Here is a 24,880-nt window from a genome sequence, read left to right on the forward strand (position 1 = left end):
GTCAGAGCTGCGGCCGCAGGCCGGCCAGCGCCGCCGAACCGCGGACGGCGGCGGCCAGGTCGGCCAGCGCCGCGCCGTGGGCGGCGGTCAGGGCGACGCTGCCCTCGTCCAGCGTGGTGCGGTCGACGTAGCCGCTGTGGTCCAGGTACAGCCCGGGCGCCAGCACCTGGACGGCGAAGAACCCGGACAGCACGTCGCGCAGGTCGTTGACCGCCAGGAAGTGGTGGCTGCTGGCACCGGTGAGGACGACGGCCGCCGCCTTGCCCTGCAGCGGGGCGGTGGTCTCGCCCCACTTGCCGCGCTCGGTGCCCTCCAGCACGCCCTTCAGCAGGGCGCTGTAGGTGGCCCGGTACACGGGGCTGCCGAAGACCACCGCGTCGGCGCCGTCCATGGCGGCCGTCACCTCGGGCAGCGCGACCTGGCTCAGCTCCAGCAGCCGGGTGTCGGCACCCTGCTGGGCGGCTCCGGCCAGGATGCCGGCGACCGCCGTCGCGGTCCGCCCGCCGGCCTCGGGGCCGCCCGCGAGTCCGATGATCGTCGCCATCCGCTCCTCCTCGTCCGGGTGCGCGTCCGGCCGGACGGCAGTCCTGGGGTCGAGGCCCGAGAGTAGGAAGCCGGGGGCGCGCGGGGTATCCGCTGGGTGCCGTCCGACAGCCGCGCGCTGCGCGGACAGGTCGGCGCACTCAGTGGCTGGTGGCACCGGCCGGCGGGCCCTATCGTGCCGGGATGTGGCGCGCGCCACAGGACGCCGACGACGCCGTCGGCGCGGCAGCGGAGGTCCAGGGTGCCCACCGACACACTCCACGAGCCCCGGCGGGAGAGCCCGCTCCTGCACTTCCCGGTCGTGTGCACCCGGAGCCTGGAGGAGGCCCGCGACGCTGTCACCCGGGTCTACCTGCCGCACGACCTGACCGCCCGGGACGACCGGGTGGACATGACCCTCAACGCCGTCTCCGACCACCACTTCACGCTCGGCTACCTGACGTACCACGCCTCCACCGAGCTGGTCATGCCGCCGACGGAGAACTGCTACCACGTCAACCTGACCACGGCCGGGGAGACCGACGCCGACCGCACCGACGGCGCCCGTGAGCGCACCCTCGCCGAGGAACGCGGCCTGGTCCTGAGCCCCGTGCAGCGCAACACGGTCCGCTGGACGCCGCAGGCCGAGCAGCTCATCCTCAAGATCCCGCGCAGCAGCCTGGAGACGCACCTTGGCGAGCTGCTCGGGCAGCCGGTCACCCAGGTCGTCGACTTCGGCTTCGGGCTGGACCTCACCACCGGTGCCGGACGCAGCCTGCTGCACGCGGTGCGCTTCCTGGCCGACGAGCTTGACCGGCCCGACGGTCTGGCCTCCATGCCGCTGGCGCGGGAGCAGCTGGAGGCCTTCGTCATGACGCAACTGCTGCACGCCGGACGGCACCAGTACACCGACGCGCTCATGGCGCCGGCCGAGGGTGTCCGGCTGGGCCGGCTGGGTCCGATCGTCGAGTACATGGAGGCCAACGCCGACGAGCCGCTGACGCCGCAGGAGCTGGCGCGGGTCGGCTGCATGAGCGTCCGCACGCTGCACGCCTCCTTCCAGCAGACCTTCGGCGAGAGCCCCATGTCCTACCTGCGGCGGATCCGGCTGGACCACGTCCGGGCGGAGCTGCTGCGCAGCGACCCCTCCGTGGTGCGCGTGACCGACGTGGCCATGAAGTGGGGCTTCTTCCACCAGAGCCGGTTCGCGCAGCAGTACCGGGACCACTTCGGCGAGCTCCCCAGCCGCACGCTCCGGTCGTGACCCCGACCCGGGGCGTCCGGACTGCGCTCTCCGGTCACGCCCGTTCACTGGGCGGATAGCGGGAGGCGCCGCCGCTGCCTAGCGTCGGCAGCACTCAACGTGTCGGGCGCCACATCCAGTGAGAGGAGAGGTCCATGACCTCCACCCAGTCGACCGAGATGCAAGAGTTCCGGCTCTTCATCAACGGCAGGTCCGTCGACGCGCTGTCGGGCCGGACCTTCGAGTCGCAGAACCCCTACCTGGGGCGGCCGTGGGCGCGGATCGCCGACGGCGGCCCGGACGACGTCGACGCCGCGGTCGGTGCCGCCCGGGCGGCCTTCGACGGTGAGTGGGGCGCGAAGACCGGCTTCGAGCGGGCCGCCGTGATGCGGGCCTGTGGCGACGCGATCGCCGCCAACGCCGAGAAGCTGGCCCGCCTGGAGGTCCAGGACTCCGGCAAGCTGCTGCGGGAGATGCTGGGCCAGCTGAAGGCCCTCCCGCAGTGGTACTACTACTTCTCCGGGCTGGCCGACAAGCTCGAGGGCCGCACCATCCCGCCGGTCAACGCCAACTACTTCGCCTACACGCGGCGTGAGCCGCTGGGCGTGGTCGGTGCCATCACCCCGTGGAACTCCCCGCTGCTGCTGCTCACCTTCAAGCTGGCCCCGCTGCTGGCCGCCGGGAACACCTGCGTGGTCAAGCCGTCCGAGCACTCGCCGGCGTCCACCATCGCCCTGGCGGAGGTGCTGTTCGAGGCCGGCCTGCCCGCCGGCGTGCTCAACGTGGTGACCGGTTGGGACCGGTCGACCGGTGAGCGGCTGGCGAGCCACCCCGGGGTGGACAAGGTCGCCTTCACCGGCTCCACCGCCACCGGGATCAAGGTCGCCCAGGCGGCCGCCGCGAACGTCAACCGCGTCACCCTGGAGCTCGGTGGCAAGAGCCCGCAGATCGTCTTCCCCGACGCGGACCTCGACGCCGCGGCCAACGGCCTGGTGGCCGGCGTCTTCGCGGCCACCGGGCAGACCTGCATGGCGGGCTCGCGGCTGATCGTGCACGCCGACGTCCACGACGCGCTCATCGAGAAGGTCGTCGCCCGGGCGAGCACCATCAAGCTCGGTGACCCGCTGGACGCCGAGACCGAGATGGGCCCGGTCGCCAACCAGCCGCAGTACGAGAAGGTGCTCGGCTACCTGAAGACGGCGCAGGAGGAGGGTGCCACCTTCGCTTACGGGGGCGAGGCCGACAGCGAGCGCGGCGCGCTCTTCGTGAAGCCGACCGTGGTCACGAACGTGACGTCGGAGAACACCATCGTCCGCGAGGAGGTCTTCGGGCCGGTCCTGGCCGCGGTCACCTTCACCTCCGAGGAGGAGGCGCTGAAGATGGCCAACGACACCCCCTACGGGCTGGCCGGGGCCGTCTGGACCAAGGACGTGCACCGCGCCCACCGGGTCGCCGCGAAGCTGCGCGCCGGGACCGTGTGGATCAACGCCTACCGGGTGGTCGCGCCCAACATGCCCTTCGGCGGGTTCGGCCACAGCGGCCTGGGCCGGGAGAACGGCGTCGAGGCGATGAACGAGTACACCGAGACCAAGTCGGTCTTCGTGGAGCTGACCGGCGGGACCCGGGACCCCTTCCAGCTCGGGTGAGGACCCCCCTGCCCCCCACCGCTCGCGAGCTCGCGGCGGGACCCTGCAGGGGGGCCGCTCCGTTCCGCGCAGCCGCCGGCTGCCCCGTACGAGGAGAGCTCATGAGTGACCACGTGTACCGGGTCGTCGAGGTCGTCGGCAGCTCGCCCGTCGGCGTCACCGAGGCGATCACGAACGCCGTCGGCCGGGCCGGCAAGACCCTGGAGAACCTCGACTGGTTCGAGGTCGGCCAGATCCGCGGGCACATCGAGGACGGCCAGGTGGGGCACTACCAGGTCACCGTCAAGGTCGGTTTCAAGCTCCGCGACTGAAAGAGGACCACCCTTCCCCCCACGCCTCGCGAGCTCGGCGCGGGACCCTGAAGGCTGGCCGACCGGTGCCGCCGGGTGCGGCAGGAAGAGGGTCCGCAGTGAACACCCGCCGTTCGCCGGCCGAGGCCGTCCAGCACGCCGTCGCCGCCCTCGCGGCCGGGCAGATGGTGGTCGTCGTCGACGACGCCGACCGGGAGGACGAGGGCGACCTGGTCGTCGGCGCCGAGCTGGTGACGCAGGAGCAGATGGCCTTCATGGTCCGGCACGGCACGGGGATCGTCTGCGTCCCGATGTCCGCGGAGCGCGCGGAGGAGCTGCGGCTGCCGCCGATGGTCGCCGACAACACCGACGCCCACGGCACCGCGTTCACCGTCAGCGTCGACCACATGCACACCGGGACCGGTGTCTCGGCCGCCGACCGTGCCGCCACGGTGCGGGCGCTGGCCGACCCGGCCACCAAGCCCGGGGAGCTGCGCCGGCCCGGGCACGTCTTCCCGCTGCGGGCCCGGGCGGGCGGCGTGCTCGTCCGACCCGGGCACACCGAGGCCGCCGTGGACCTGACCACCATGGCGGGCCTGTCCGGCACCGGCGTGATCACCGAGATCACCTCCGACGACGGGACGATGCCGCACGGCGCCTCGGTGGTTGCCTTCGCCCAGGAGCACAGCCTGCAGTTGCTGGCCATCGCGGACCTGGTCCGCTACCGGCGGGCCACCGAGCGCCTGGTCGAGCAGGTGGCCACCTCCGGCATGCCCACCGCCTTCGGCACGTTCCGCGCCGTGGCCTACCGCTCCACGATCGACGGCAGCGAGCACCTGGCCCTGGTCATGGGGGACGTCGCCGAGGCCGGGCGTTCCGCCCAGGGCGCGCTGGTGCGGGTGCACAGCGAGTGCCTCACCGGCGACATCCTCGGGTCGCTGCGCTGCGACTGCGGCGGGCAGCTGGAGCACGCGCTGCGCGCCATCGCCGCGGAGGGCTGCGGCGCGCTGGTGTACCTGCGCGGGCACGAGGGCCGCGGCATCGGCCTGGCGCACAAGATCCGCGCCTACGCGCTGCAGGACCAGGGCCTGGACACCGTGGACGCCAACACCGCGCAGGGGCTGCCGGCCGACTCCCGCAGCTACGGCGTCGGGTCGCAGATCCTCGGCGACCTCGGCATCAGCAGGCTCCGGCTGATGACCAACAACCCGGCCAAGTTCGGCGGCCTCGAGGGCTACGGCCTCACCATCGTCGGCCGCGTCGCCCTGCCGGTGGTGGAGACGCCGCACAACGTCCGCTACCTGCGCACCAAGCGGGAGCGGATGGGGCACGACCTGGAGTTCCGCAGCGCCGACTCCTGATCCAGCAGGTCGAGCGATGTCTGCCGTGGACGGTCACCGGCCTGCGCTGGGCGGCTGTCTCCTCCGTGGACGGGGCCATAGCGTCGCGGTTGATGTGACCTGCGACACACCCGGCCGACCGCCCCACCGCGGTCCGGCGGCACCCGAGCACCCGAGGAGAGAGCCGTGAGCATCACCCAGTCCGCGAACGAGCGCTTCGGCCTGGCCCCGACCGAGCCGCGCCCGCCGGAGGAGACCAAGCCGCTGGTCGACCGCCGCCAGACCAACCCCCTGCTCGGCGACCAGAAGATGAAGCTGGGCCTGTTCGGCACCAACTGCTCCTACGGGCTGGTCATGAGCCACGCCCCGAGCACCTACGACGTCACCTGGGACCACACCCTGGAGATCGCGCAGCGGGCGGACCGGCTGGGGCTCGAGGCGCTGGTCCCCATCGCCCGGTGGAAGGGCTTCGGGGGCACGACCAACTTCAACGGCAAGGCCTACGAGACCTACACCTGGGCCGCCGGCATCGCCGCGCTCACCGAGCGGATCGCCATCACCTCCACCAGCCACCTGCCGACGGTGCACCCGATCGTCGCGGCCAAGGCGGCGACGACGATCGACCACATCTCCCGGGGCCGCTTCGCGCTCAACCTGGTGATGGGGTGGGTCACGCCCGAGATGGAGATGTTCGGACGCGAGCAGCGGGAGCACGACGAGCGGTACGCCTTCGGCCAGGAGTGGCTGGACGTCGTGCAGAAGCTGTGGAGCGAGGAGGGCTCCTTCGACGTCGACGGGAGCTACTTCCACGGCCGCGACCTCGAGGCCTACCCGAAGCCCCACCAGGCGCCCCGGCCGGTCCTGCTCAACGCCGGCAACTCGCCGGCCGGCATCGAGTTCTCGGCGCGCAACGTGGACATCAACTTCGCCTCACTGGCCACCCTGGACGACATCAAGGCCTACACGACCAACATCAAGGAGAAGGCGCGCCGGGAGCACGGCCGGGAGATCCAGGTCATGACCTACGGCCTGGTCATCGCGCGGGACTCCGAGAAGGAGGCCCAGGACTTCCACCAGAAGGTCATCGACGAGGGCGACTGGGGCGCCGCCGGCAACGTCATCAAGATCGCCAGCTCCGGGGCGAGTCAGTCCTTCGACCACGCGGTCAAGGAGATGCAGACCCGCTTCATCGCCGGCTGGGGCGGCTACCCGATCGTCGGCACCCCCGACCAGGTCGCCGAGGAGTTCGCCAAGCTCAACGAGGCGGGCATGGACGGGATGATCATGGGCCTGGTCGACTTCAACGAGGAGCTCAAGTACTTCGGCTCCGAGGTCATGCCGCGCATGGTCCAGGCGGGCATCCGGCACTGAAAGGACCCCCCTGCCCCCCACCACTCGCAAGCTCGCGGTGGGACCCTGCAGGGGGGCCTGACCTGCCCTCACGCCTCGTACCTCGGCGCGGGCCCCTGCAGCGGGGCCGACGGCGGGGCCCTGCAGGGGGCCTGACCGTGGCGTCGTCGCCGGACCACCGGCGGCGGCGCCACGGCCTGCGCAAGGTGGACAGTCGCACGCACGTGGGGGATAGACCGGCGCGGGGGCCCTTCCTAGCGTCGTCCCCGTGGCCGCTGACCCCGCCCGAACCCGCGCCGCCTCCACCTCGGCGCTCGACGGCATCCGGGTGCTCGAGCTCGGCTCGATCATCGCCGGGCCCTTCTGCGGCCGGCTGCTCGCTGACCACGGCGCGGACGTGATCAAGATCGAGGCACCCGGCTCCCCGGACCCGCTGCGGGAGTGGGGCCAGGCCGAGCAGGACGGCCGCCACTTCTTCTGGACCGTCCACGCCCGGAACAAGCGGTGCATCACCCTCGACATGCGCCGGCCGGAGGGCCGGGAGCTCTTCCTGAACCTGGTCGACGTGGCCGACGTCCTCGTGGAGAGCTTCCGGCCCGGCACCCTGGAGAAGTGGGGGCTGGACCCCGAGGACCTCGCCACCCGCAACCCCGGGCTGGTCGTGGCCCGGGTGTCCGGGTACGGCCAGACCGGCCCGATGAGCCGGCGCCCCGGGTACGCGTCGGTGGCCGAGGCGGTCAGCGGCATGCGGTACCTCAACGGCTACCCGGGAGGACCGCCGCCGCGGCCGGCGCTGTCCATCGGTGACTCCCTGGCCGGGATGTTCGCCGCGCAGGGCGTCCTGATGGCGCTGCTGGCCCGAGAGCGGGGCGAGCGGCGCACCGGGCAGGTGGTCGACGTGGCCCTGACCGAGGCGTGCCTGGCACTGCTCGAGTCCAGCATCCCGGACTACGACCGGGGCGGCGTCGTCCGGGAGCCCTCCGGCACCCGGCTCACCGGCATCGCCCCGTCCAACCTGTACCAGTCGGCCGACGGGCGCTGGATGGTGATCGCGGCCAACCAGGACTCCGTCTTCACCCGGCTGTGCGCCGCCATGGACCGGCCGGAGCTGGCCACCGACGAGCGCTTCCGCTCGCACACCGCCCGCGGGCGGCACCAGGACGAGATCGACGACATCGTCGCCGCGTGGGCCCGCCGGCACGACGCGGAGACGCTCACCCGCGTGCTCGAGGACGCCGGTGTCGTCGTCGGCCCGGTGAACACCGTCGCCGAGGTGGTCCAGGACGAGCAGTTCCGGGCCCGCGACATGCTCGTCCCGCACTTCGACGAGGGCATTGGCGCCGACGTCCTGGGCCCCGGCGTGGTGCCCAAGCTGTCGGCCACCCCGGGTTCGGTCCGCTGGGCCGGGCCGCCGCGCCCTGGCACGCACAACGCCGAGGTCTACCGCGACCTGCTGGGCCTGCCCGACCAGCACCTGCACGAGCTCGAAGCGGCCGGCGTCATCTGACGCGGGCGCGGACCACCGGACCAGGGAGGACGACGTGCACCTGCCAGCCACCGTCGACATCCGGGAGGTCGGCCTCCGGGACGGGCTCCAGATGGAGGAGCCCGTCCCCCTGGAGGGCAAGCTGCGCATCCTGGAGGCGGTGGCCGCCACGGGCGTCTCCCGGGTCGAGGTCACCGCGTTCGTGTCCCCGCGGGCGGTCCCGGCGATGGCCGACGCCGAGCAGGTCGTGGCCGAGCTCGGCAGGTGGCCGGGCGTCCACTTCTCCGCGCTCGTCGCCGGCAGGGGCGGCGCCCACCGGGCGATCGCCGCGGGCATGCCGCACCTGGAGTACGTCATCTCCGCCTCCGACGGGCACAGCCGGGCCAACTCCGGGCGGTCCACCGCCGAGGCGGTGGCCGCGGTCCAGGAGATCGCCGGGCTGGCGCACGACGCGGGGGGCCGGTGCGAGGCGATCATCGCGGTCGCCTGGGACTGCCCGTTCGACGGGCGGACCCCGGTCGAGCGGGTCGTCGACGTCGCCCGCCGGTCCGTCGACCAGGGCGCCGACCAGCTCTGCCTGGGCGACACGATCGGGACCACCGTCCCCGGCCGGGTGGCCGAGCTGCTCGACCGGGTGCGCGACGCCTGCCCGGGGACCGAGGTGGGCGTGCACTTCCACGACACGCGGGGTGCGGGCCTGGCCGGCGTGCTGGCCGCGGTGGACGCCGGGGTGACCCAGGTCGACGCCTCGGTGGGCGGCCTCGGCGGCTGCCCCTTCGCGCCGGGTGCCAGTGGCAACATCGCCACCGAGGAGGTCGTCTACCTGCTGGAGGACTCGGGCGTCTCCACCGGCCTGGACCTCGAGGCGGTGCTGCGCGCGGCCGCCGTCGTCGAGGAGGTCGTGGGCCACCCGCTGACGAGCAACCTCTACCGCGCCGGCGGACGGTCGCGGCCGCGGTCGGACGCCACGGCCTGCTGACCGCCGGGCCGGCGCCGGCTCAGACCTCCCCGCCCGCCTCGGTGATCAGTCCACGGACGAGGTCCTTGACCTGGTCGCGGTGGGCGTAGACGAGCTGCTTGGCGGTGTCCCGCGCGCCGGTCCGGTAGGCCTCGACCAGCTGCGCGTGGTGCACGACGTCGAACTCCTCCCACCAGCGGCGGTCGGCCATCGTGCGGTGCCAGAAGGACGGGATGCCCAGGCGCTCGTAGAGCTCGCTGAGCTGGTCGCACCGCGCGAGCGCGACCAGGCGCTTGTGGAAGGCGTGGCTGGTGCGCAGGAAGGCGACGAGGTCCGGGGCGTCGCCGCGGACGATCCGCGCCAGGTCGTCGGCCAGCGTCTGCAGGTCGTCGACCGCAGCGTCGTCCACCCTGCCGACCGTCTCCTCGACGACGCCGATCTCGACCGTGCACCGCGCGTCGAAGAGCGCCTCGGCCGCCTGCGGGGTGAGCGGCTCGACGACGTACCCGTCGGCCCCGCGCGACACCAGGCCGTCGGCGCAGAGCTTGGTCAGCGCGTAGTAGACGCGCTGCGCGTCGGCGTCGAGCTCGGTGGCGAGCTGCTCGAGGTCGAGGGGCCGGCCGAGGGGCAGCTCGCGGCCGATGACCCGGTCGCGCAGCGTCCGGTAGGCGGCCTCGTCCAGGGCGCTCTCCAGCCGGCCGAAGCGCCCGCGGAAGTAGGTGAGCGGCGCGCCCTCCGCGCCGGCCGCCTGCCGGACGTGGGCGAGGAAGACGGTGTGGGTGCCGCCGGTGACCGTCTCGTCGACCTCGCACTCCAGGTGCGCGAGCGCCCCCTCGACCAGCGGGACGCCGTTCTCCCCGCGGACGACGCCGACCCCCCGGAACTTGTCCGTGCCCTTCTTGGCGAAGGCGTAGGCGACCTGCCCCTGGTCCTCGCCGAGGATGTTGACGGCGAACACGCCGGACCGCAGGACGGCGGCCTGGGTGTCGCTGGTCCTGTTCAGGCAGACCAGCATCATCGGCGGCTCCATCGACAGCGAGGACACCGCGCTGGCGGTCGTGCCGAAGTCGGCGCCGTCCGCCCTGGTCGTGATCACGGTGACGCCGCTGGCGAAGCGGCCGATCACGTCACGGAACACCTCGTCGGGAACAGCGCGCTGGACGCCGGTACCTCCGGTCATCGCCGACCTCCCACCTGTGGCGCAGGACACGTTCCGGTCCCGCCGACGGTAGGGACCCGCCGCCATGCGCACTATCCGCCCAGCGTCCGGTTCTGACCGGAGAGCGCACGGAGTGGACATCACCTGGCGCGCACGGGATAGGCCCGTCGTGTGACGCCGCTTACGTTGCTCCCGCGGCCGGTCGTCGGTGGGGCGCCGGCCACGACGTCCCCTGCGGTGCCCGACGAGTGGTGAGGAGCTGGAGCGTGACACTCCCGATGCACGAGGCCGACGGCCTCCTCGGCAAGTACAGGTCCGTCCGCGAGAACCCGGTCTTCAACGACCAGAAGATGAAGCTCGGCATCTTCTCCGCGAACTGCAGCGGCGGCGTGATCATGAGCCACGAGCCGACCGGCTTCCGGGTCACCTGGGACCAGCAGCTCGAGATCGCGCGGACCGCCGACGCCCTCGGCATGGAGGCGATGGTCCCGGTCGGTCGCTGGACCGGCTTCGGCGGGGAGACCAACTTCAACGGCGTCTGCTTCGAGACCTACACCTGGGCGGCCGGGCTGGCCCAGGCGACGGAGGACATCGGGATCTTCACCACCACGCACGTGCCGACGGTGCACCCGATCGTGGCGGCGAAGATGGCGACCACCATCGACCACATCTCCGACGGCCGGTTCGGGATGAACCTGGTCATGGGGTGGTTCACCCCCGAGATGGAGCTGTTCGGCCGCAAGCAGCTCGAGCACGACGAGCGCTACGCCTATGGCCAGGAGTGGCTGGACTTCGCCCAGCGGCTCTGGAACGAGCCGGGCAGCTTCGACGTGGACGGGAAGTACTTCCAGTCCAAGGGCGCGCACGCCTACCCGAAGCCGGTGCAGGACCCGCGGCCGGCGCTGCTCAACGCCGGCGCCTCACCCGCGGGGCAGGAGTTCTCCGCCCGCAACGTCGACGTCAACCTCATCGCGCTGCCGACGGAGGAGGTGCCCGCCTACGTCAAGGACATCAAGGCGCTGGCCAACGGGAAGTACGAGCGCGACATCGACGTCTGGACCTACTGCCTGGTCGTCTGCCGGGAGACCGAGAAGGAGGCCAGGGCCGCCCACCAGGCCATCATCGACAAGGGCGACTGGCCCGGCGCGCAGATCATCATGGACGTCCTCGGCATCCAGAGTCAGTCGTTCGGCACCCAGATCAAGCAGTTCCAGGAGCGGTTCATCGCCGGGTGGGGCGGTCCCAACCTGGTCGGCACGCCGGAGCAGGTCGTCGAGCAGTTCGCCGAGTTCAGCGAGGCCGGCATGAGCGGCGCGATCTTCGGGTTCCTCGACTACGCCAAGGAGCTCAAGGAGTTCGGCGACGAGGTCATGCCGCTGATGCGACAGCACGGCCTGCGGCACTGAGGCGTCCGCCGCGGGGGCGCCGCATCTCGACAGGGGCGCGGCGGCCTCCGCCGTCCGCCGCGGGCAGCGCCCGTCCGGCCGGGCGGCTGGACGGGCTGGAGTAGGAAGGACGCCGTGAGCTCGACCCCGCGGACCACCAGCAGCTCGCGGTCGGGCACCTTCGTCGCCCAGCTCTCCGCGCCGGCCCGCCGGTTCCTGCGCACCGAGGCGGGCAGCGCCGGGCTGCTCGTCCTCGCCACGCTCATCGCGCTGGCCTGGGCCAACTCGCCGTGGGGCGCGTTCTACGAGCGGCTGTGGCACACCGAGTTCGCCGTCCGGCTCGGCTCGGCGGCGATCTCGATGGACCTGCAGCACTGGGTCAACGACGGCCTGATGGTGTTCTTCTTCTTCCTGATCGGGATGGAGGTCCGCCGCGAGCTCTCGATGGGCGAGCTGACCCAGCGCAACCGCCTGTCGGTGCCCGTGCTGGCCGCGATCGCCGGGCTGGTCGTCCCCGCGCTGCTCTACCTCGGCCTGAACGCCGGCGGGCCGGGCGCGAACGGCTGGGGCATCCCGATGGCCACCGACACCGCCTTCGTGCTCGGCGCGCTGGCCCTGGTCGGGCCGCGCTGCCCGACCCAGCTGCGGGTGTTCCTGCTCTCGCTGTCGGTGGTGGACGACATCGGCGCGCTCAGCGCGATCGCGGTCTTCTACTCCGACGACATCGACGTCCTCGCCCTGGCCGTCGCTGGGCTGTGCGTGCTCGCCTTCGCGCTGCTGACCCGGCTGCAGGTGTGGCGGGGGCCGGCCTACTTCGCCGTCGGCGTCGTCATGTGGGTCGCCATGCACGCCTCGGGCGTGCACGCCACGATCGGCGGCGTCGTGCTCGGGCTGCTGGTGAGCGCCTACCCGCCCCGCCGGTCCGAGGTCGAGTCCGCCGGCGTGCTCGCCCGGGCGTTCCGGCAGGCGCCGGACCCCGAGCTGGCCCGCCGCGCCAAGCTCTCGGTGGAGCGGGCGATCTCGCCCAACGAGCGGATCGGCGCGCTGCTGGTCCCCTGGAGCGGCTACGTCGTGGTCCCGGTGTTCGCGCTGGCCAACGCCGGGGTGCGGTTCGACACCGACCTGCTCGACCGGGCGCTGACCTCGCCGGTCACCCTCGGCGTCTTCCTCGGCCTGGTCGTCGGGAAGATGCTGGGCATCGGGCTGGCCGCGACGCTCGCCGTGCGCTCCGGTCTGGGCGCGCTCCCGCCGGGGGTGGGGCTCCCCGCCGTGTGGGGTGGCGCGGCGCTGTCCGGCCTCGGGTTCACCGTCTCGCTGTTCGTCACCGACCTGGCCTTCGACGACGAGGAACTGCGCGAGGAGGCGATGGTCGGTGTGCTGGCCGCCGCCGTCGTCGCCGCGGCGCTGGGCACGCTGTGGTTCTGGCTGCTCGGCCGGCGCACCCCGCACACCACCTCGGCCCGGCCCACCCGGCTGGACCCGCCGGTCGACCCCGCCGTCGACCACGTGCGCGGCCCGGTGGACGCGCCGCTGACGCTGGTCGAGTACGGCGACGTCGAGTGCCCCTTCTGCGGTCGCGCCACCGGGGTGGTGGAGGAGCTGCGCCGGCGGTTCGGCGAGGACCTGCGGTACGTCTTCCGGCACCTGCCGCTGTCCGACGTCCACCCGCACGCCGAGCTGGCCGCCGAGGCCACCGAGGCCGCCGGCGCGCAGGGCGCGTTCTGGGCGATGCACGACCGGCTGTTCGCCCACCAGGACCAGCTGGCCGCCGAGGACCTGCTCGACCACGCCGCGGCCCTCGGCCTGGACCTGGGCCGGTTCGCCGGGGACCTCGGCGCGAGCCGCTACGCCCAGCGGGTGCGCGACGACGTGGTCAGCGCGGAGGCCAGCGGGGTGCGCGGCACCCCGACGTTCTTCGTCAACGGCGAGCGGCACCAGGGCCGGACCGACACCTCCGAGCTGGCCGCCGCGCTGCTCGCCTCCGACCCCCGCGGCCCCCAGCGCACCCCGCTGCCCCCGCCCGTGGCGGCCGGACCGCGGCCCACCCGGACGCTGACCCCGGTGGTCCAGCTGCCACCCGTCGAGCACTACACGGAGACGCCGGACGACGGCTCCTCCCCGCGGCTGGGCGAGGAGCACATCGCCGCGCTGCGTCGGGTCGGCCGCCGGGTGCGCACCACGAAGGGGCAGGTGCTGCTGCGCTCGGGGGCGGCGGAGTACGACTTCTTCGTCGTCCTGGAGGGGACCGTCGCCGTCGTCGAGGGGCCGCTGGACGGCGTGGACGGCGCGGCGCCGCGGGTCGTGGCGGTCAGCGGGCCCGGACGCTTCCTCGGGGGGCTGAACATGCTGGCCGGGCAGCGCCCGGTGCGCTCGCTGGTGGCCGCCGAGCCCGGCGAGGTGCTGGTGGTGACCCTCGAGCGGCTGCGCGAGCTGCTGGCCCGCAACCGGGAGCTGGGTCAGCTGGTCACCCGGTCGTTCCTGATCCGCCGGGCCATGCTGATCGGCCAGTCCAGCGGCCTGCGGGTGGTGGGCGACCGCCGCTGGCCGGCCAGCGACGAGCTGCGCACGCTGCTGGCCGACCACGACGTCCCGCACCAGTGGCTCGACCCCGCCGACGACCCGGCCGCCCGCCGGCTGCTCGACGAGGCGCTCGCCGACGCGCCCGCCGACGGCAGGGACCGGCCGGTGGTGCTGGCCCCGGACGGCCGGGTGCTGGTCGAGCCGGACGTCGCCGAGCTGGCCGCCCTGGCCGGGGCGCCCCGCCGCGACCTGACCACGTCCTGAGGACCTCGGTCCGGCGGCAAGGATGCCAGCGGTGCGACGACGTGCGCGGATGCCCAGGAACGCCCCGGCGAACTGCGCATCAGCGCACTCCGTGGGCGCGGGTCAGCGCCGGAAGTCGATGGTGTGCGGCACGAAGAAGGACAGGTCGTCGGTGATCAGGCCGTCGGACTCCCGGATGCCCATCCCGGCGGCCTCGCCGTCGACCACCCAGGTGCCCAGCACCGGGTGGTGCGGGCCGTCCGGGCCGGCGAAGTCGGGGAGCTCGGCGAGCTGCTGCACAACCCACCCCTCGGCGCCGTACTTCCCGCCGCGGCCGGTGATCACCTCCTGGCCGCCCGGGGCGATCAGCTCGACGTTGTTGCCCTCCCGGCCCAGCAGCGGCTTGCGGGCGTACCCGGTCTCGTTCAGCTCCAGCGCGCGCGGGTCGTCGGCGAAGTACGCCGGCAGCAGCAGCCGGGAGATCACCGGGTCGTCGGCGTAGCGCTGCCACAGCACCGGCAGGAGCCCCTTGTTCGACCACAGCATCTTCCAGATCGGCTCGATCCAGGTGGTGCCGCCGGGACGGCGCAGGTCGGCCAGCACCGAGGGCCCGTACGGGTCGTCGAGCAGCCACTCCCAGGGGTAGAGCTTGAAGACGACGTCGATCCGCTGCCCGTCCGGGTCGTAGAAGCGGGCGTCGCCGGTGTCCAGCCCGATCTGCTCGGTGGTGATGATGCTGGCCTCGTAGCCGGCCCGGGTCACCGTCTCGGCCAGGTAGGCGACGGTCATCCAGTCCTCGCCGGAGGCGTCGGCCGAGGTCCAGGCCAGGTGCACCCGGGGGCGGCGGCCGTGCTCGGACTCCCAGCGGCTGAGCACGCGCTGCCAGGCGGCGACCAGCCGGTCGTCGAGCTGGTTCCACTGGTCGGTGCCCTGCCCGGTCTCCAGGTGCCAGGCCCACTGCACGACCGCGGCCTCCACCAGCGAGGTGGGGGTGTCGGCGTTGAACTCCAGCAGCTTGGGCTGACCGGTGCCGCCCCAGCGCAGGTCGAAGCGGCCGTAGACGCTGGGCGGCTCGTACTCCCAGGTGGCCCAGATGACGTCGCGGGCGGCGCGCGGGATGCGCATCCGGTCCAGCAGCCGCTCGTCGGCGAGCGCGGCGTCCCCGGCCTCCACGCAGGCCGCGAACAGCTGGTCGGTGGCGTCGGCCAACTGGTCGACCTCGGCAGCGGTGAAGTCGTAGAACACGTCCTCGCGCCAGTAGGAGCGGACCTCGCCGCCGGGGACCTCCGTCCTGTTGTAGACCAGCCCCTGGCTCTCGATCTCGGCCTCCCAGCCGACCCGGGCCTTCCCGTACAACCGCTTCACGAACCGCCGCTCCCGACCCGCCCGGCGCTGCCGGCGCCGAGGCCACCGGAGATCCGGGTGCCGGAGGCGACGGTGCCGGAGCGGGGCAGGCCGTTCCGGGCGCGGGCCGCGCCGTCGGACGGGTTCACCCGGGTGGCCACCCCGGTGTACTGGGCGGGGATCCGCTGGCCCACCGAGTAGCGGTTGCCGCCGAACCCGCCCATCAGGAAGAAGAACGGCACGCCGCCGACGAAGCCGCCGTTGCGCTCGGCCTCCTCGCACTGCTCGTCGTCGACCACCTGGTCCTGCTCGTCCACGCAGTAGACCTCGCGGGCCTCGGCGTCCTCGTCGTTGCTGCCGGCGGAACCGGCGCCACAGGCGGCGAGGAAGCCCATCGCTGCGCCGGTCAGGGTGACGGTGCCGACCGCGGCACGTACCCGGTTGCCCCGCGACGTGGACATGTGGACTCTCCCTGTGGTCAGCCGTCCGACACCGCCCATGCTGTCGGATCGCGTCGTCCCTGTCCCCGGCGGGCAGCCGGGGCGCCCCAGTGTCGTCCATCCGGCGCGCCCGGCGGTGGGACCGGTACACGCGGTACACGTCCGGCGGGCACCGATGAGTTCCGCGCGGACCGGCGGTCTGAAGGGCCGAGGGGTGCACCCAGCACCCCGCCGACCGCCACAGCCGAGGAGAGCACCGTGCGCATGATCTTCGTGAACCTGCCCGTCACCGACCTGGACCGGGCGAAGGCCTTCTACGCGGGGCTCGGGTTCGAGAACAACGCCCAGTTCACCGACGAGACCGCCGCCGCGATGGTGGTCGAGGAGAACATCGTGGTGATGCTGCTGACCCGGGAGAAGTTCGCGAGCTTCGTCGCCGGCCAGGTGGGCGACCCGGCGCAGGCCACCTCGGTGCTCAACTGCATCTCCGCCGGGAGCCGGGACGAGGTCGACGACCTGCTGGCCCGCGCGCTGGCCTCGGGTGGCAAGCCCTGGCAGCCGGCCCAGGACCACGGCGTCATGTACGGCACCAGCTTCACCGACCCGGACGGCAACGTGTGGGAGGCCATGTGGATGGACCCCGCGGTGATCGCCGGGTGACCTCGGGGCTGCCGGGGCGGTAGGGGGCAAGGGGCGTTTGGGCGGCTACGGTGCCCACCGTGCCCCCTGCCGTCCGCCCCGCCACCGGCTACCTGTTCACCGTCGCCGCGGCCGGGCTGTTCGCCGTCAACGGCACGGTGTCCACGCTGGCGCTGGGTGCCGGGATCCCGCCCACCAACCTGACCGGGCTGCGCTGCACCGGCGCGGCGCTCACCCTGCTGGGGGTCCTGGGCGTGCTGGCCCCGCGGCGGCTGCGGCTCACCCGCCGCGAGGTCCCGATGGTCGTGGTGTTCGGCGTGGTGGGCGTGGCGCTGACCCAGTACCTCTACTACGTGGCCATCGGCCGGCTGCTGGTGGGCATCGCGCTGGTCTTCGAGATGACCGCGCCGGTGTTCATCGCCCTCTACGTCTGGCTGGTCCGGCGCGAGCAGGTGCGCAGCCGGCTGTGGTCGGCGCTGGCCCTCTCGCTGTCCGGCCTGGTGCTGGTCGCGGAGGTCTGGCGGGGCGGGTCGCTGGACCCGCTGGGGGTGGCGGCCGCGCTGACCGCCGCGCTGTGCCTGGCGACCTACTACCTGCTCGGCGAGCGTGCGACGGCCGACCGCGACCCGGTCACCCTCACCGCGTGGAGCTTCGCGGCCGCCGGGGTCTTCTGGGCGGTGGCCGCGCCGTGGTGGGACTTCGACGCCACGCTGCTCGGCCGCACCGTGCCGGTGTCGCTGGGCTCGCTGGAGCTGCCGGTGTGGACGCTGGTCGTCTGGATCGTCGTCCTCGGCGCGGTGGCGCCCTTCTGGCTGTCCATCGCGGCGCTGCGGCACCTGCCACCCACCGCCGCCGGGATCGTCGCCACCATCGAGCCGGTGCTGGCCTCGATCGTGGCGTGGCTGTGGGTCGAGCAGGTGCTCAGCGGCTGGCAGATCGCCGGCGGCCTCGTCGTCCTCACCGGGATCGTGCTGGCGCAGACCGCCCGCACCCAGGAACCGGAGCCGGTCCTCCCGGGGACGGCGCCGACCTGAGGCGGCTCAGCGCAGCGGGATGTCCTCTCCGTGCTCCTCGGGGGTCCGTGGTCCGGTGAAGCGGCGGTCGGCGGCGGCGATCGCCACGTCGTTGATGCTCGCCTCCCGGCGGCGCATCAGCCCGTGTCCGTCGAACTCCCACAGCTCGTTGCCGTGGCTGCGCCACCACTGGCCCGCGGCGTCGTGCCACTCGTACTGGAAGCGGACGGCGATCCGGTCGTCGGTCCAGGCCCACAGCGACTTGCGCAGCACGTAGTCCAGCTCGTGCTCCCACTTGGCGGTCAGGAAGGCGACGATCTCGGCGCGGCCGGTGAGGAAGGTGTCGCGGTTCCGCCACCGGGAGTCCTCGGTGTAGGCCAGCGCGACCCGCTCGGGGTCGCGGCTGTTCCACGCGTCCTCGGCGGCCTGGACCTTCTGCGCGGCGGTCTCCGCGGTGAACGGCGGCAGCGGTGGTCGGTCGGTCATCGGGTGCTCCTGGGGCTCAGGCGGGGAGCGCGGCCTCGATGGCCGTGCGCACCTCGGGGGAGTCCGGCTGGGTCTGCGGGCGGAACCGTGCCAGCACGGCGCCGTCCCCGGCGAGCAGGAACTTCTCGAAGTTCCAGGCGACCGGGCCGGCCTCCCCGGCGAGGTCGGGGACCCGGGTCAGCTCCTGGTAGAGCGGCGCGGCGTCCTCGCCGTTGACCTCGACCTTGCCGGTCATCGGGAAGGTGACGCCGTAGGTGGTCGAGCAGAAGCCGGCGATCTCCTCCGCCGACCCCGGTTCCTGGCCGCCGAACTGGTTGCACGGCACGCCGAGCACGGTGAACCCGCGGTCGGCGTACTCCCGGTGCAGCGCCTCGAGCTGGGAGTACTGCGGGGTCAGGCCGCAGCGGCTGGCCACGTTGACGACGAGGGCGACCCGGCCCCCGGTCAGCCCGCCGAGCGTGGTGTCCGCGCCCTCCAGGGTGGTCAGCGGCAGGTCCAGCAGGTCGGGCACGGCGGCTCCTCGGGCGGGCAGGTCGGGTGCGACGGTCAACCGTCCTGGCCGGGGGGCTGTTCCCCCAGCGCCGACAGGTCGTCGGGGACGTCGACGGCCTGGGAGCGCAGCGCCTCCAGTGGCACCACCTCCAGGGCGCGCTCGTGGGTGGCGGCGAGCACGACCCCGGCCGGCACCCCGGCGCGGAAGGCCTGCAGCCAGCGGACGGCGACCACGCACCAGCGGTCACCGGGCCGCAGGCCGGGGAAGCCGTACTCCGGGCGCGGCGTGCCCAGGTCGTTGCCCAGCTGCCGCTGCATCTCCAGGAACTCCGCGGACACCACGGTGCACACGGTGTGGCTGCCGACGTCCTCGGGGCCGGTGCTGCAGTGCCCGTCACGGTAGAAGCCGGTCAGCGGCTCGGTGCCGCACGGCTCCAGCGGGCCGCCCAGCACGTTGCGCTCGGTCGCGGACGGGTCCGTCACGGTCGCTGCACCCCCCTCCGCCCCGGTACCGGGGACGGCCTCGATCATGCCGGTCACGGCGCTGGGTCGCCGGGCGGCCTCCGGCCGAGCGGTCGCGCCATCGGTTGTGAACGACCAAGCTGGGGCCATGCAGGTACTCGTGACCGGAGCGTCGGGATTCGTCGGCAGCAGACTGGGGCCGGCTCTCGAGGAGGCGGGACACGAGGTGCGGGCGATGACCCGCCGTCCCGAGCGGTACTCCGGCGCCGGGACGCCGGTCGCCGGGGACGTCGGCGACGAGTCCTCGCTGGCCGGGGCCCTGGAGGGCTGCGATGCGGCCTACTACCTGGTGCACTCCCTCGACGCCGCGGACTTCCAGGAGCGCGACGCCGCGGCCGCCCGGTCCTTCGCCCGGGCCGCCGCCGCGGCCGGCCTGCGCCGGATCGTGTACCTGGGCGGGCTCGGTGACGACTCCGACGACCTCTCCCCGCACCTGCGCAGCCGCCGCCAGGTGGAGCAGCTGCTGGGCGAGACCGGCGTCCCGGTGACGGTGCTCCGGGCCGGGATCGTCGTCGGCCACGGCGGCGTCTCCTGGGAGATGACCCGGCAGCTGGTGGCGCACCTGCCCGCCATGGTCACCCCCCGCTGGGTGCACACCCGCACCCAGCCGATCGCGGTCGCCGACGTCGTCCGGTACCTGGTCGGGGTGCTGGAGGCGCCGGAGGCCGAGGGGCGGGTGTTCGAGGTCGGCGGCCCCGAGGTGCTGGAGTACCTGGAGATGCTCACCCGGGTGGCGGAGATCCAGGGACGACGGCTGCTGATCGTGCCGGTGCCGCTGCTCACCCCGCGGCTGTCCTCGCGCTGGCTGTCCCTGGTCACCAGCGTGGACGTGCAGACCGGCCGGTCGCTGATCGACTCGATGACCAACGAGGTGGTGGTCCGGGACGACGCCATCCGCCGGGTGGTCCCCTTCGAGCCGATGACGTACGACGAGGCGGTGCTGACCGCCCTGGCGGAACGGGCCCGGGAACGGCGGGAGGCCCGCGCGGGCCGCGATCCCCGCCGCATCGGACGGCTCGTCGGATGACCCGTCGGCCGGCCTCGCTGCGCTCCGCCGTCGCCGCCCGCCTGCCGGGATGGCTGGTGGACAAGGTGCCTCGCGACCACTGGGAGTCCGACGAGGCCTTCCGCCGCCGCCGCCGGGTCACCGCGGGAGTCTCGGTGGCGGGCGCCGGGCTGCTCGGGGTGTCGCTGTCGCAGAAGCCGAACACCCCGGCGTTCTACGGGCTGACGCTGGCCGTGGCCGGCACCTGGCTGGCCGGGGGGTTCGCCGCCGGGCCGCTGCACCTGGGCTGGATGCGGTCGCCGTCGGAGACCCTGCAGCGACCGGTGCTCACCCCGGTGGCCGTCGGCGTCGGGGCGTTCGGCGTCTTCTACGGCGCGGCCCTGGTGGTCCGTCGGGTGCCGGTGATCGGCCCGGCCATCACCCGGGTGCTGCGCTACGCCCATCAGGGCTCCGTGCCGCTGGTGCTCACCACCACCCTGGCCAACGGCCTGGCCGAGGAGGTGTTCTTCCGCGGCGCGCTGTACGCCGCCGTCGGCACGGAGCACCCGGTGCTCAAGTCGACCGCCGTCTACGCGCTGGCCACCACCCCGACCCGCAACCCGGCGCTGACGCTGGCCTCGATCGCGATGGGGTTGCTGCTGGGGCTGCAGCGGCGGGCCACCGGGGGCATCCAGGCCCCGATGATCACCCACCTGACCTGGTCGGTGCTGATGCTGCGCTTCCTGCCGCCGCTGTTCACCGAGCAGCCCTCCATCGACGACCCGAGGTCGCAGGGGAAGCGCTGAGCCCCGTCAGCCGGTCCAGGCGGCGGTGAAGAAGCCGACCTCCAGCTGCATCGCCCGCCGGTAGGCCCCCGGTACGGCCGGGTCACCGGGGCCGGTCGCGTCCAGCAGCCGCTCCAGCGAGCCGGCCAGCTCCTCGAAGGCGGCGTCGGCGTAGGTGGTGACCCACTCGGTGTAGTCACCGCGGGCCCGGCCGGTCAGCGACTGCCCGAGGTGCGCGTAGAGCCGCATGCAGGGGGTCATGGCCGCACAGGTCAGCGCGACCCCACCCAGGGACGCCGTGGCCAGCAGGAAGTCGGTGTAGGCCAGTGTGGCCGGCGCCGGGGTGACCGCGGCGAGGTCGATGCCCCAGCGCGCGGCGTACCCGGCGTGCAGCCGCAGCTCCTCGCGCACCCCGGCCAGCAGGTCGGCGAAGACGTCGAGGGTGGCCCGGTCCCGGCTGTGCGCCACCCCGAGGGCGTAGGCCCGGGCGAACGCCTCGAGGAAGAAGGCGTCCTGGGCGACGTAGCCGGCGAAGCGTTCCCGCGGGAGCGTGCCGTCGGCGATGCCGGTGACGAACGGGTGCGCCAGCGCCTCGCCGGCCAGGTCGGCGTTCGCCGCCCACAGCGACCGGGACAGGCTCATCGCAGCGCCGTGTCCCAGAAGGCGACCTCGGCGGCGACGACCTCCCGGAAGACCGCCGCGTCGGGCTCGCCCAGGGCGTCCGCGGCCTCGGCCAGGTCGGCCACGTAGCCGGCGAAGCCGGGCACCGTCCAGTGCTCCACGAACCCCCGGAGCGCCGGCGTGCCCGGCGCGGCGTACGACCAGGCGTCCAGGTAGGTCCGCTCGATCGTCCACAGCGCGGTCAGCGCCGGGCCGGTCCCGGCGGTGTCCAGCCGCCGGAGCAGCTCCGCGTAGGACGACGTGGCCGGCAGCGGCGCGGCGTGCAGGTCCAGCCCGCGGGCGGCCGCCTGCTGCTCGAACCAGTCCAGCTCGGCCACCAGCGACGCGGCGCCGGCGGCCAGCACGGCCTGCGCCGGCCGCGGGGCCCGGGCCAGCAGCCGCGCCTGGAAGGTCAGCAGGTCGGCCACGAACAGCGCGTCCTGGACCAGCCAGGTGTCGAAGGCCCCGTCGGGGAGCGTGCCGTCGCGGACGCCGGTCAGGAACGGGTGCCGCGTGGCGCCCGCCCAGTCCTCGGGATGGCGCTGCAGCAGGTCGGTCACCGGCACGGCGGGGCCTCCTCGAGGGCGGCCAGGTAGGCGGCGGCCGACCCGGGGTCGCGCATGACCGGGCCCATCACCGCGACGCCCACGGCGCCGGCGGCCAGGCAGCCGGGGACGTCGTCCGGCCGGACCCCGCCGAGGGCGTAGGCCGGCGGGCCGCCGGCCACCAGCGCCGCCAGCCCGGCCGGGCCCAGCGCCGGTCCGTACCCGGGCTTGGACGCGGTGGCCGCGTACGGCGAGACGAACACCCAGTCGCAGCCCTCCCCCCGGGCGGCGGCCACCTCCGCGGCGGAGTGGCAGGAACGGCCGACCAGCGCCGGCCGCGGGCGCGGGAAGGCGTCGCGGGCGGCCAGGTGGACGGCGTCGGCGGTGCCGGCCGCGGGCCCGGCGACCACGAGCCGCCCGCCGACCGGGGCGAGCAGTGCCCGGAACTCGGCGGCCAGGGCGGCCCGCTCGCCGTCGGGGAGGTCCTTGTCGCGCAGCACCACCGCCCGCACCCCGGCGTCGACGGCGGCCGCGACGGTCGCGGCCAGCGGGCCCGGCGCCTGCGTCCGGTCGGTGAGCAGCAGCAGCCGCGGGAGGGTCACAGCTCGGGCAGCCCCTGCATCGGGGTGGAGGCGGCGGCGTGGAACCGGCGCGGGATCCGCCCGGCGCCGCGGGCCAGCCGGCCGGCCTCCACGGCCTGGCGCATGGCCAGCGCCATCCGCTCCGGCTCGCGGGCCAGGGTGACGGCGGAGGCCAGCAGCACGCCGTCGCAGCCCAGCTCCATCGCCAGCGCGGCGTCCGAGGCGGTGCCGATGCCGGCGTCCAGGATGACCGGCACGTCCACCATCTCCCGCAGCAGCGCGATGGCGTGCGGGTTCCGGATGCCCAGACCGCTGCCGATCGGCGCCCCGAGCGGCATGACGGCGGCGCAGCCGACGTCGGCCAGCCGCCGTCCGACCACCGGGTCGTCGCCGGTGTAGGGCAGCACGGTGAACCCGTCGGCGACCAGCTGCTCGGCGGCGTCGAGCAGCTCGATCGGGTCGGGCAGCAGGGTGTCCTCGTCCCCGATCACCTCGAGCTTCACCCAGGACGTGCCGAACGCCTCGCGGGCCAGCTGTGCGGTGAGCACGGCCTCCCGGGCGGTGTGACAGCCGGCGGTGTTGGGCAGCAGCCGGACCCCGCACCGGTCGAGCACCTCCAGCATCGAGCTGCTGCTGGAGGCCTCGACGCGGCGCAGCGCCACGGTGACCAGCTCGGTGCCCGAGGCGCGGACCGCCCGCTCCAGCGCCTCCAGGCTGGGGGCGCCGCCGGTGCCCAGCAGCAGCCGGGACGTGAAGGTCTTCCCGCCGAGGGGAAAGGGGTCCGCGGCCTCATCCCGGGCCAGTGCCGGCGCGAGCTCGTGGGTCAGCGTCAGGCCCCCTTGCAGGGGCCCGCCGCGAGCCTGCGAGTGGAGGGGGGCAAGGGGGTCCTTCATGTCATCCTCCTGCGGTGGGGGCGAGCACCTCGACGGCGTCGCCCGGGGCCAGGGTGCTGGTCTCCCAGCTGCTGCGCGGCACGACGCCGCCGTTGACCGCGACCGCGACCCGGTCGTGCCCGGCGCTGCGCTCGGCGACCAGGGTGGCCACGGTCGTGGTGTCGGGGACGTCGGTGGGGACGCCGTTCACGGTCACCTGCACGTCGCCTCCTGGCGGTCGAACCGGTCGCGGGTGAAGGGGGCGGCCAGCTCTGGCAGCTCCCCGGTGACCAGCAGCTCGCTGACCAGGTCCGCGGTCACCGGGGTGAGCAGCACGCCGTTGCGGAAGTGCCCGGTGGCCAGCACCAGCCCCGGGACGCCGGAGGGGCCGAGCACCGGCGCGTTGTCCGGGGTGCCCGGCCGCCAGCGGGCCAGGGTCTCCACCAGCTCCAGCTCGGTGATGCCCGGGACGACCTCGATCGCGTCCCGCAGCAGGTCGTGCACGCCGCCGGCGGTCACCCGGTCCTCGAAGCCGCGGTCCTCCACGGTGGCGCCGACGACCAGCCGGTCACCGGCGTAGGGCACCAGGTAGACCTGGCGCCCGCGGACCAGCGCGCGCACCGTCCCACCCAGCAGCCCCGCGGCGCCGGCCAGCCGCAGGATCTGTCCCTTGACCGGGCGCACCGGCAGCTTCGGGACGCCGGGCAGCCGCCCGCTGTGCGCGCCCAGGGCGACCACGACGGTGCCGGCACCGAGCACGGAACCGTCGTCCAGCTGCAGCCCGGTGGCCCGGCCGTCCTCGATCCGCACCGCGGCCGCCCGGGCCCGGACCAGCCGGACGCCCGCGGCCTGCGCGGCGGCCAGCAGGCCCGCGTGCAGCGCCCGGCCGTCCACGGAGTGGTCGCCGGCCACCTGCAGCGCGCCGCGCAGCCGCGGGGTCAGCGAGGGCTCGCGGCGCCTTGCCTCCCGCGGGGTCAGCCGTTCGACGGCCAGCCCCAGCTCCCGCTGGTAGGCCAGCAGCGCGTCCAGGGCCCGCTGGTCGTCGGCGTCGAAGCCGACCACGAGCGTGCCCGCCGTCCGCAGCCCCACGGGGACGCCGCCGGCCCGCTCCACCTCCTCGGCGAACGCCGGGTAGCGCTGCAGCGAGGCCAGGCACAGCCGCAGCAGCGCCTCCTCGCCGTAGCTGACCTCGGTGACCGGGGCCAGCATCCCGGCCGCCGCCCAGGAGGCCCCGGTGCCGGGGGCGTCGTCCACCACCGTCACCGACAGCCCGCGCTGCGCCGACCGCCAGGCGATGGCCAGCCCGATCAGCCCACCCCCCGCGACCACCACGTCGTCCCGCGGTCGCGCTTTCGGTACCGAAAGCGCGGGAGG

General features: G+C 74.1%; 26 protein-coding genes. 13 read left to right on the forward strand and 13 right to left on the reverse strand.

Annotated elements, in window-relative coordinates; all coding sequences use genetic code 11:
* Position 1 precedes the first annotated feature (1 nt).
* Positions 2-544: an NAD(P)H-dependent oxidoreductase gene (locus ACWIX6_RS01990; protein ID WP_448615173.1), complete on the reverse strand. Its 543-nt coding sequence runs from the start codon at positions 542-544 to the stop codon at positions 2-4.
* A 240-nt stretch (positions 545-784) separates the two neighbouring features.
* On the opposite strand from ACWIX6_RS01990, the gene ACWIX6_RS01995 reads away from it, so the two are divergent.
* The 7 genes from ACWIX6_RS01995 to ACWIX6_RS02025 all read left to right on the forward strand — a co-directional run bounded on the left by ACWIX6_RS01995 (position 785) and on the right by ACWIX6_RS02025 (position 8,856).
* Complete coding sequence (locus tag ACWIX6_RS01995; RefSeq protein ID WP_448615174.1) at positions 785-1,786, forward strand: AraC family transcriptional regulator; 1,002 nt, start codon at positions 785-787, stop codon at positions 1,784-1,786.
* A gap of 134 nt (positions 1,787-1,920) precedes the next feature.
* Positions 1,921-3,411 (forward strand): aldehyde dehydrogenase, encoded by a 1,491-nt coding sequence (locus ACWIX6_RS02000; RefSeq protein ID WP_448615175.1) that lies wholly within the window; start codon positions 1,921-1,923, stop codon positions 3,409-3,411.
* 101 nt (positions 3,412-3,512) lie between these two features.
* On the forward strand, positions 3,513-3,722 hold the full coding sequence (locus ACWIX6_RS02005) for a dodecin (RefSeq protein ID WP_448615176.1): 210 nt from the start codon (positions 3,513-3,515) through the stop codon (positions 3,720-3,722).
* 98 nt (positions 3,723-3,820) lie between these two features.
* Entirely contained in the window at positions 3,821-5,062 is a 1,242-nt protein-coding gene (locus ACWIX6_RS02010) for a bifunctional 3,4-dihydroxy-2-butanone-4-phosphate synthase/GTP cyclohydrolase II (protein ID WP_448615177.1), read from the forward strand.
* 165 nt (positions 5,063-5,227) lie between these two features.
* Complete coding sequence (locus tag ACWIX6_RS02015) at positions 5,228-6,412, forward strand: LLM class flavin-dependent oxidoreductase (protein WP_448615178.1); 1,185 nt, start codon at positions 5,228-5,230, stop codon at positions 6,410-6,412.
* Between the two features lie 247 nt (positions 6,413-6,659).
* On the forward strand, positions 6,660-7,898 hold the full coding sequence (locus ACWIX6_RS02020) for a CaiB/BaiF CoA transferase family protein (protein WP_448615179.1): 1,239 nt from the start codon (positions 6,660-6,662) through the stop codon (positions 7,896-7,898).
* Positions 7,899-7,932: 34 nt separating this feature from the next.
* Positions 7,933-8,856: a hydroxymethylglutaryl-CoA lyase gene (locus ACWIX6_RS02025; protein ID WP_448615180.1), complete on the forward strand. Its 924-nt coding sequence runs from the start codon at positions 7,933-7,935 to the stop codon at positions 8,854-8,856.
* Positions 8,857-8,875: 19 nt separating this feature from the next.
* Here the strand turns inward: ACWIX6_RS02025 and ACWIX6_RS02030 are convergent, their stop codons facing one another.
* Positions 8,876-10,015 carry a flavin reductase gene (locus ACWIX6_RS02030; protein WP_448615181.1) on the reverse strand — a complete coding sequence of 380 codons (1,140 nt, stop codon included), beginning with the start codon at positions 10,013-10,015 and terminating at the stop codon, positions 8,876-8,878.
* 245 nt (positions 10,016-10,260) lie between these two features.
* Here ACWIX6_RS02030 and ACWIX6_RS02035 point away from each other — a divergent pair, with 245 nt between their 5' ends.
* Both ACWIX6_RS02035 and nhaA read left to right on the forward strand, forming a co-directional pair.
* Complete coding sequence (locus tag ACWIX6_RS02035) at positions 10,261-11,400, forward strand: LLM class flavin-dependent oxidoreductase (RefSeq protein ID WP_448615182.1); 1,140 nt, start codon at positions 10,261-10,263, stop codon at positions 11,398-11,400.
* Between the two features lie 114 nt (positions 11,401-11,514).
* The gene (gene nhaA / locus ACWIX6_RS02040) at positions 11,515-14,163 is read left to right on the forward strand and encodes a Na+/H+ antiporter NhaA (protein ID WP_448615183.1); all 2,649 of its coding nucleotides are present in this window, start codon (positions 11,515-11,517) and stop codon (positions 14,161-14,163) included.
* Positions 14,164-14,265: 102 nt separating this feature from the next.
* Here the strand turns inward: nhaA and ACWIX6_RS02045 are convergent, their stop codons facing one another.
* Together ACWIX6_RS02045 and ACWIX6_RS02050 are read right to left on the reverse strand one after the other, a co-directional pair.
* Positions 14,266-15,507, reverse strand: coding sequence for a glutathionylspermidine synthase family protein (locus ACWIX6_RS02045; protein ID WP_448615184.1), 1,242 nt, complete (start codon positions 15,505-15,507; stop codon positions 14,266-14,268).
* Positions 15,504-15,947, reverse strand: a complete 444-nt coding sequence (locus ACWIX6_RS02050; protein WP_448615185.1) for a hypothetical protein — start codon at positions 15,945-15,947, stop codon at positions 15,504-15,506. Before ACWIX6_RS02050 ends, ACWIX6_RS02045 begins: the two co-directional genes overlap by 4 nt.
* Before the next feature lie 243 nt (positions 15,948-16,190).
* Here ACWIX6_RS02050 and ACWIX6_RS02055 point away from each other — a divergent pair, with 243 nt between their 5' ends.
* Together ACWIX6_RS02055 and ACWIX6_RS02060 are read left to right on the forward strand one after the other, a co-directional pair.
* A complete protein-coding gene (locus tag ACWIX6_RS02055) occupies positions 16,191-16,586 on the forward strand; it encodes a VOC family protein (protein WP_448616969.1) in 396 nt (131 codons plus the stop codon).
* 59 nt (positions 16,587-16,645) lie between these two features.
* The gene (locus tag ACWIX6_RS02060; protein ID WP_448615186.1) at positions 16,646-17,599 is read left to right on the forward strand and encodes an EamA family transporter; all 954 of its coding nucleotides are present in this window, start codon (positions 16,646-16,648) and stop codon (positions 17,597-17,599) included.
* A 6-nt stretch (positions 17,600-17,605) separates the two neighbouring features.
* Here ACWIX6_RS02060 and ACWIX6_RS02065 read toward each other — a convergent pair whose 3' ends face one another.
* Genes ACWIX6_RS02065 through ACWIX6_RS02075 form a run of 3 tightly spaced genes read right to left on the reverse strand, consistent with a single transcriptional unit; the run spans position 17,606 to position 19,039 of the window.
* Positions 17,606-18,064 (reverse strand): nuclear transport factor 2 family protein, encoded by a 459-nt coding sequence (locus ACWIX6_RS02065; protein WP_448615187.1) that lies wholly within the window; start codon positions 18,062-18,064, stop codon positions 17,606-17,608.
* Positions 18,065-18,080: 16 nt separating this feature from the next.
* Positions 18,081-18,575: a glutathione peroxidase gene (locus tag ACWIX6_RS02070; protein WP_448615188.1), complete on the reverse strand. Its 495-nt coding sequence runs from the start codon at positions 18,573-18,575 to the stop codon at positions 18,081-18,083.
* A gap of 35 nt (positions 18,576-18,610) precedes the next feature.
* On the reverse strand, positions 18,611-19,039 hold the full coding sequence (locus ACWIX6_RS02075) for a DUF2237 family protein (protein ID WP_448615189.1): 429 nt from the start codon (positions 19,037-19,039) through the stop codon (positions 18,611-18,613).
* A gap of 127 nt (positions 19,040-19,166) precedes the next feature.
* Here ACWIX6_RS02075 and ACWIX6_RS02080 point away from each other — a divergent pair, with 127 nt between their 5' ends.
* Together ACWIX6_RS02080 and ACWIX6_RS02085 are read left to right on the forward strand one after the other, a co-directional pair.
* Positions 19,167-20,105 (forward strand): NAD(P)H-binding protein, encoded by a 939-nt coding sequence (locus ACWIX6_RS02080; RefSeq protein ID WP_448615190.1) that lies wholly within the window; start codon positions 19,167-19,169, stop codon positions 20,103-20,105.
* A complete protein-coding gene (locus tag ACWIX6_RS02085; RefSeq protein WP_448615191.1) occupies positions 20,102-20,869 on the forward strand; it encodes a CPBP family intramembrane glutamic endopeptidase in 768 nt (255 codons plus the stop codon). Before ACWIX6_RS02080 ends, ACWIX6_RS02085 begins: the two co-directional genes overlap by 4 nt.
* A 6-nt stretch (positions 20,870-20,875) precedes the next feature.
* Here ACWIX6_RS02085 and ACWIX6_RS02090 read toward each other — a convergent pair whose 3' ends face one another.
* Genes ACWIX6_RS02090 through thiO form a run of 6 tightly spaced genes read right to left on the reverse strand, consistent with a single transcriptional unit; the run spans position 20,876 to position 24,838 of the window.
* Positions 20,876-21,490: a TenA family protein gene (locus ACWIX6_RS02090; RefSeq protein WP_448615192.1), complete on the reverse strand. Its 615-nt coding sequence runs from the start codon at positions 21,488-21,490 to the stop codon at positions 20,876-20,878.
* A complete protein-coding gene (locus tag ACWIX6_RS02095) occupies positions 21,487-22,074 on the reverse strand; it encodes a thiaminase II/PqqC family protein (RefSeq protein ID WP_448615193.1) in 588 nt (195 codons plus the stop codon). The genes ACWIX6_RS02090 and ACWIX6_RS02095 overlap by 4 nt, the downstream gene beginning before the upstream one ends.
* Entirely contained in the window at positions 22,065-22,655 is a 591-nt protein-coding gene (locus ACWIX6_RS02100) for a thiamine phosphate synthase (protein WP_448615194.1), read from the reverse strand. Before ACWIX6_RS02100 ends, ACWIX6_RS02095 begins: the two co-directional genes overlap by 10 nt.
* Positions 22,652-23,527 (reverse strand): thiazole synthase, encoded by an 876-nt coding sequence (locus ACWIX6_RS02105; protein WP_448615195.1) that lies wholly within the window; start codon positions 23,525-23,527, stop codon positions 22,652-22,654. Before ACWIX6_RS02105 ends, ACWIX6_RS02100 begins: the two co-directional genes overlap by 4 nt.
* A 1-nt stretch (position 23,528) precedes the next feature.
* On the reverse strand, positions 23,529-23,729 hold the full coding sequence (thiS, locus tag ACWIX6_RS02110; RefSeq protein ID WP_448615196.1) for a sulfur carrier protein ThiS: 201 nt from the start codon (positions 23,727-23,729) through the stop codon (positions 23,529-23,531).
* A complete protein-coding gene (gene thiO / locus ACWIX6_RS02115; protein ID WP_448615197.1) occupies positions 23,720-24,838 on the reverse strand; it encodes a glycine oxidase ThiO in 1,119 nt (372 codons plus the stop codon). Before thiO ends, thiS begins: the two co-directional genes overlap by 10 nt.
* Positions 24,839-24,880 lie beyond the last annotated feature (42 nt).

This window comes from Modestobacter sp. URMC 112 (assembly GCF_053502575.1).

Bases quoted from the DNA above. Each gene is read 5' to 3' on its own strand.
- ACWIX6_RS01990 (WP_448615173.1), bottom strand. From the start codon at position 544: ATGGCGACGATCATCGGACTCGCGGGCGGCCCCGAGGCCGGCGGGCGG.
- ACWIX6_RS02000 (WP_448615175.1), top strand. From the start codon at position 1,921: ATGACCTCCACCCAGTCGACCGAGATGCAAGAGTTCCGGCTCTTCATC.
- ACWIX6_RS02005 (WP_448615176.1), top strand. From the start codon at position 3,513: ATGAGTGACCACGTGTACCGGGTCGTCGAGGTCGTCGGCAGCTCGCCC.
- ACWIX6_RS02030 (WP_448615181.1), bottom strand. From the start codon at position 10,015: ATGACCGGAGGTACCGGCGTCCAGCGCGCTGTTCCCGACGAGGTGTTC.
- ACWIX6_RS02050 (WP_448615185.1), bottom strand. From the start codon at position 15,947: ATGTCCACGTCGCGGGGCAACCGGGTACGTGCCGCGGTCGGCACCGTC.
- ACWIX6_RS02055 (WP_448616969.1), top strand. From the start codon at position 16,191: ATGATCTTCGTGAACCTGCCCGTCACCGACCTGGACCGGGCGAAGGCC.
- ACWIX6_RS02065 (WP_448615187.1), bottom strand. From the start codon at position 18,064: ATGACCGACCGACCACCGCTGCCGCCGTTCACCGCGGAGACCGCCGCG.
- ACWIX6_RS02080 (WP_448615190.1), top strand. From the start codon at position 19,167: ATGCAGGTACTCGTGACCGGAGCGTCGGGATTCGTCGGCAGCAGACTG.
- ACWIX6_RS02085 (WP_448615191.1), top strand. From the start codon at position 20,102: ATGACCCGTCGGCCGGCCTCGCTGCGCTCCGCCGTCGCCGCCCGCCTG.
- ACWIX6_RS02090 (WP_448615192.1), bottom strand. From the start codon at position 21,490: ATGAGCCTGTCCCGGTCGCTGTGGGCGGCGAACGCCGACCTGGCCGGC.
- ACWIX6_RS02105 (WP_448615195.1), bottom strand. From the start codon at position 23,527: ATGAAGGACCCCCTTGCCCCCCTCCACTCGCAGGCTCGCGGCGGGCCC.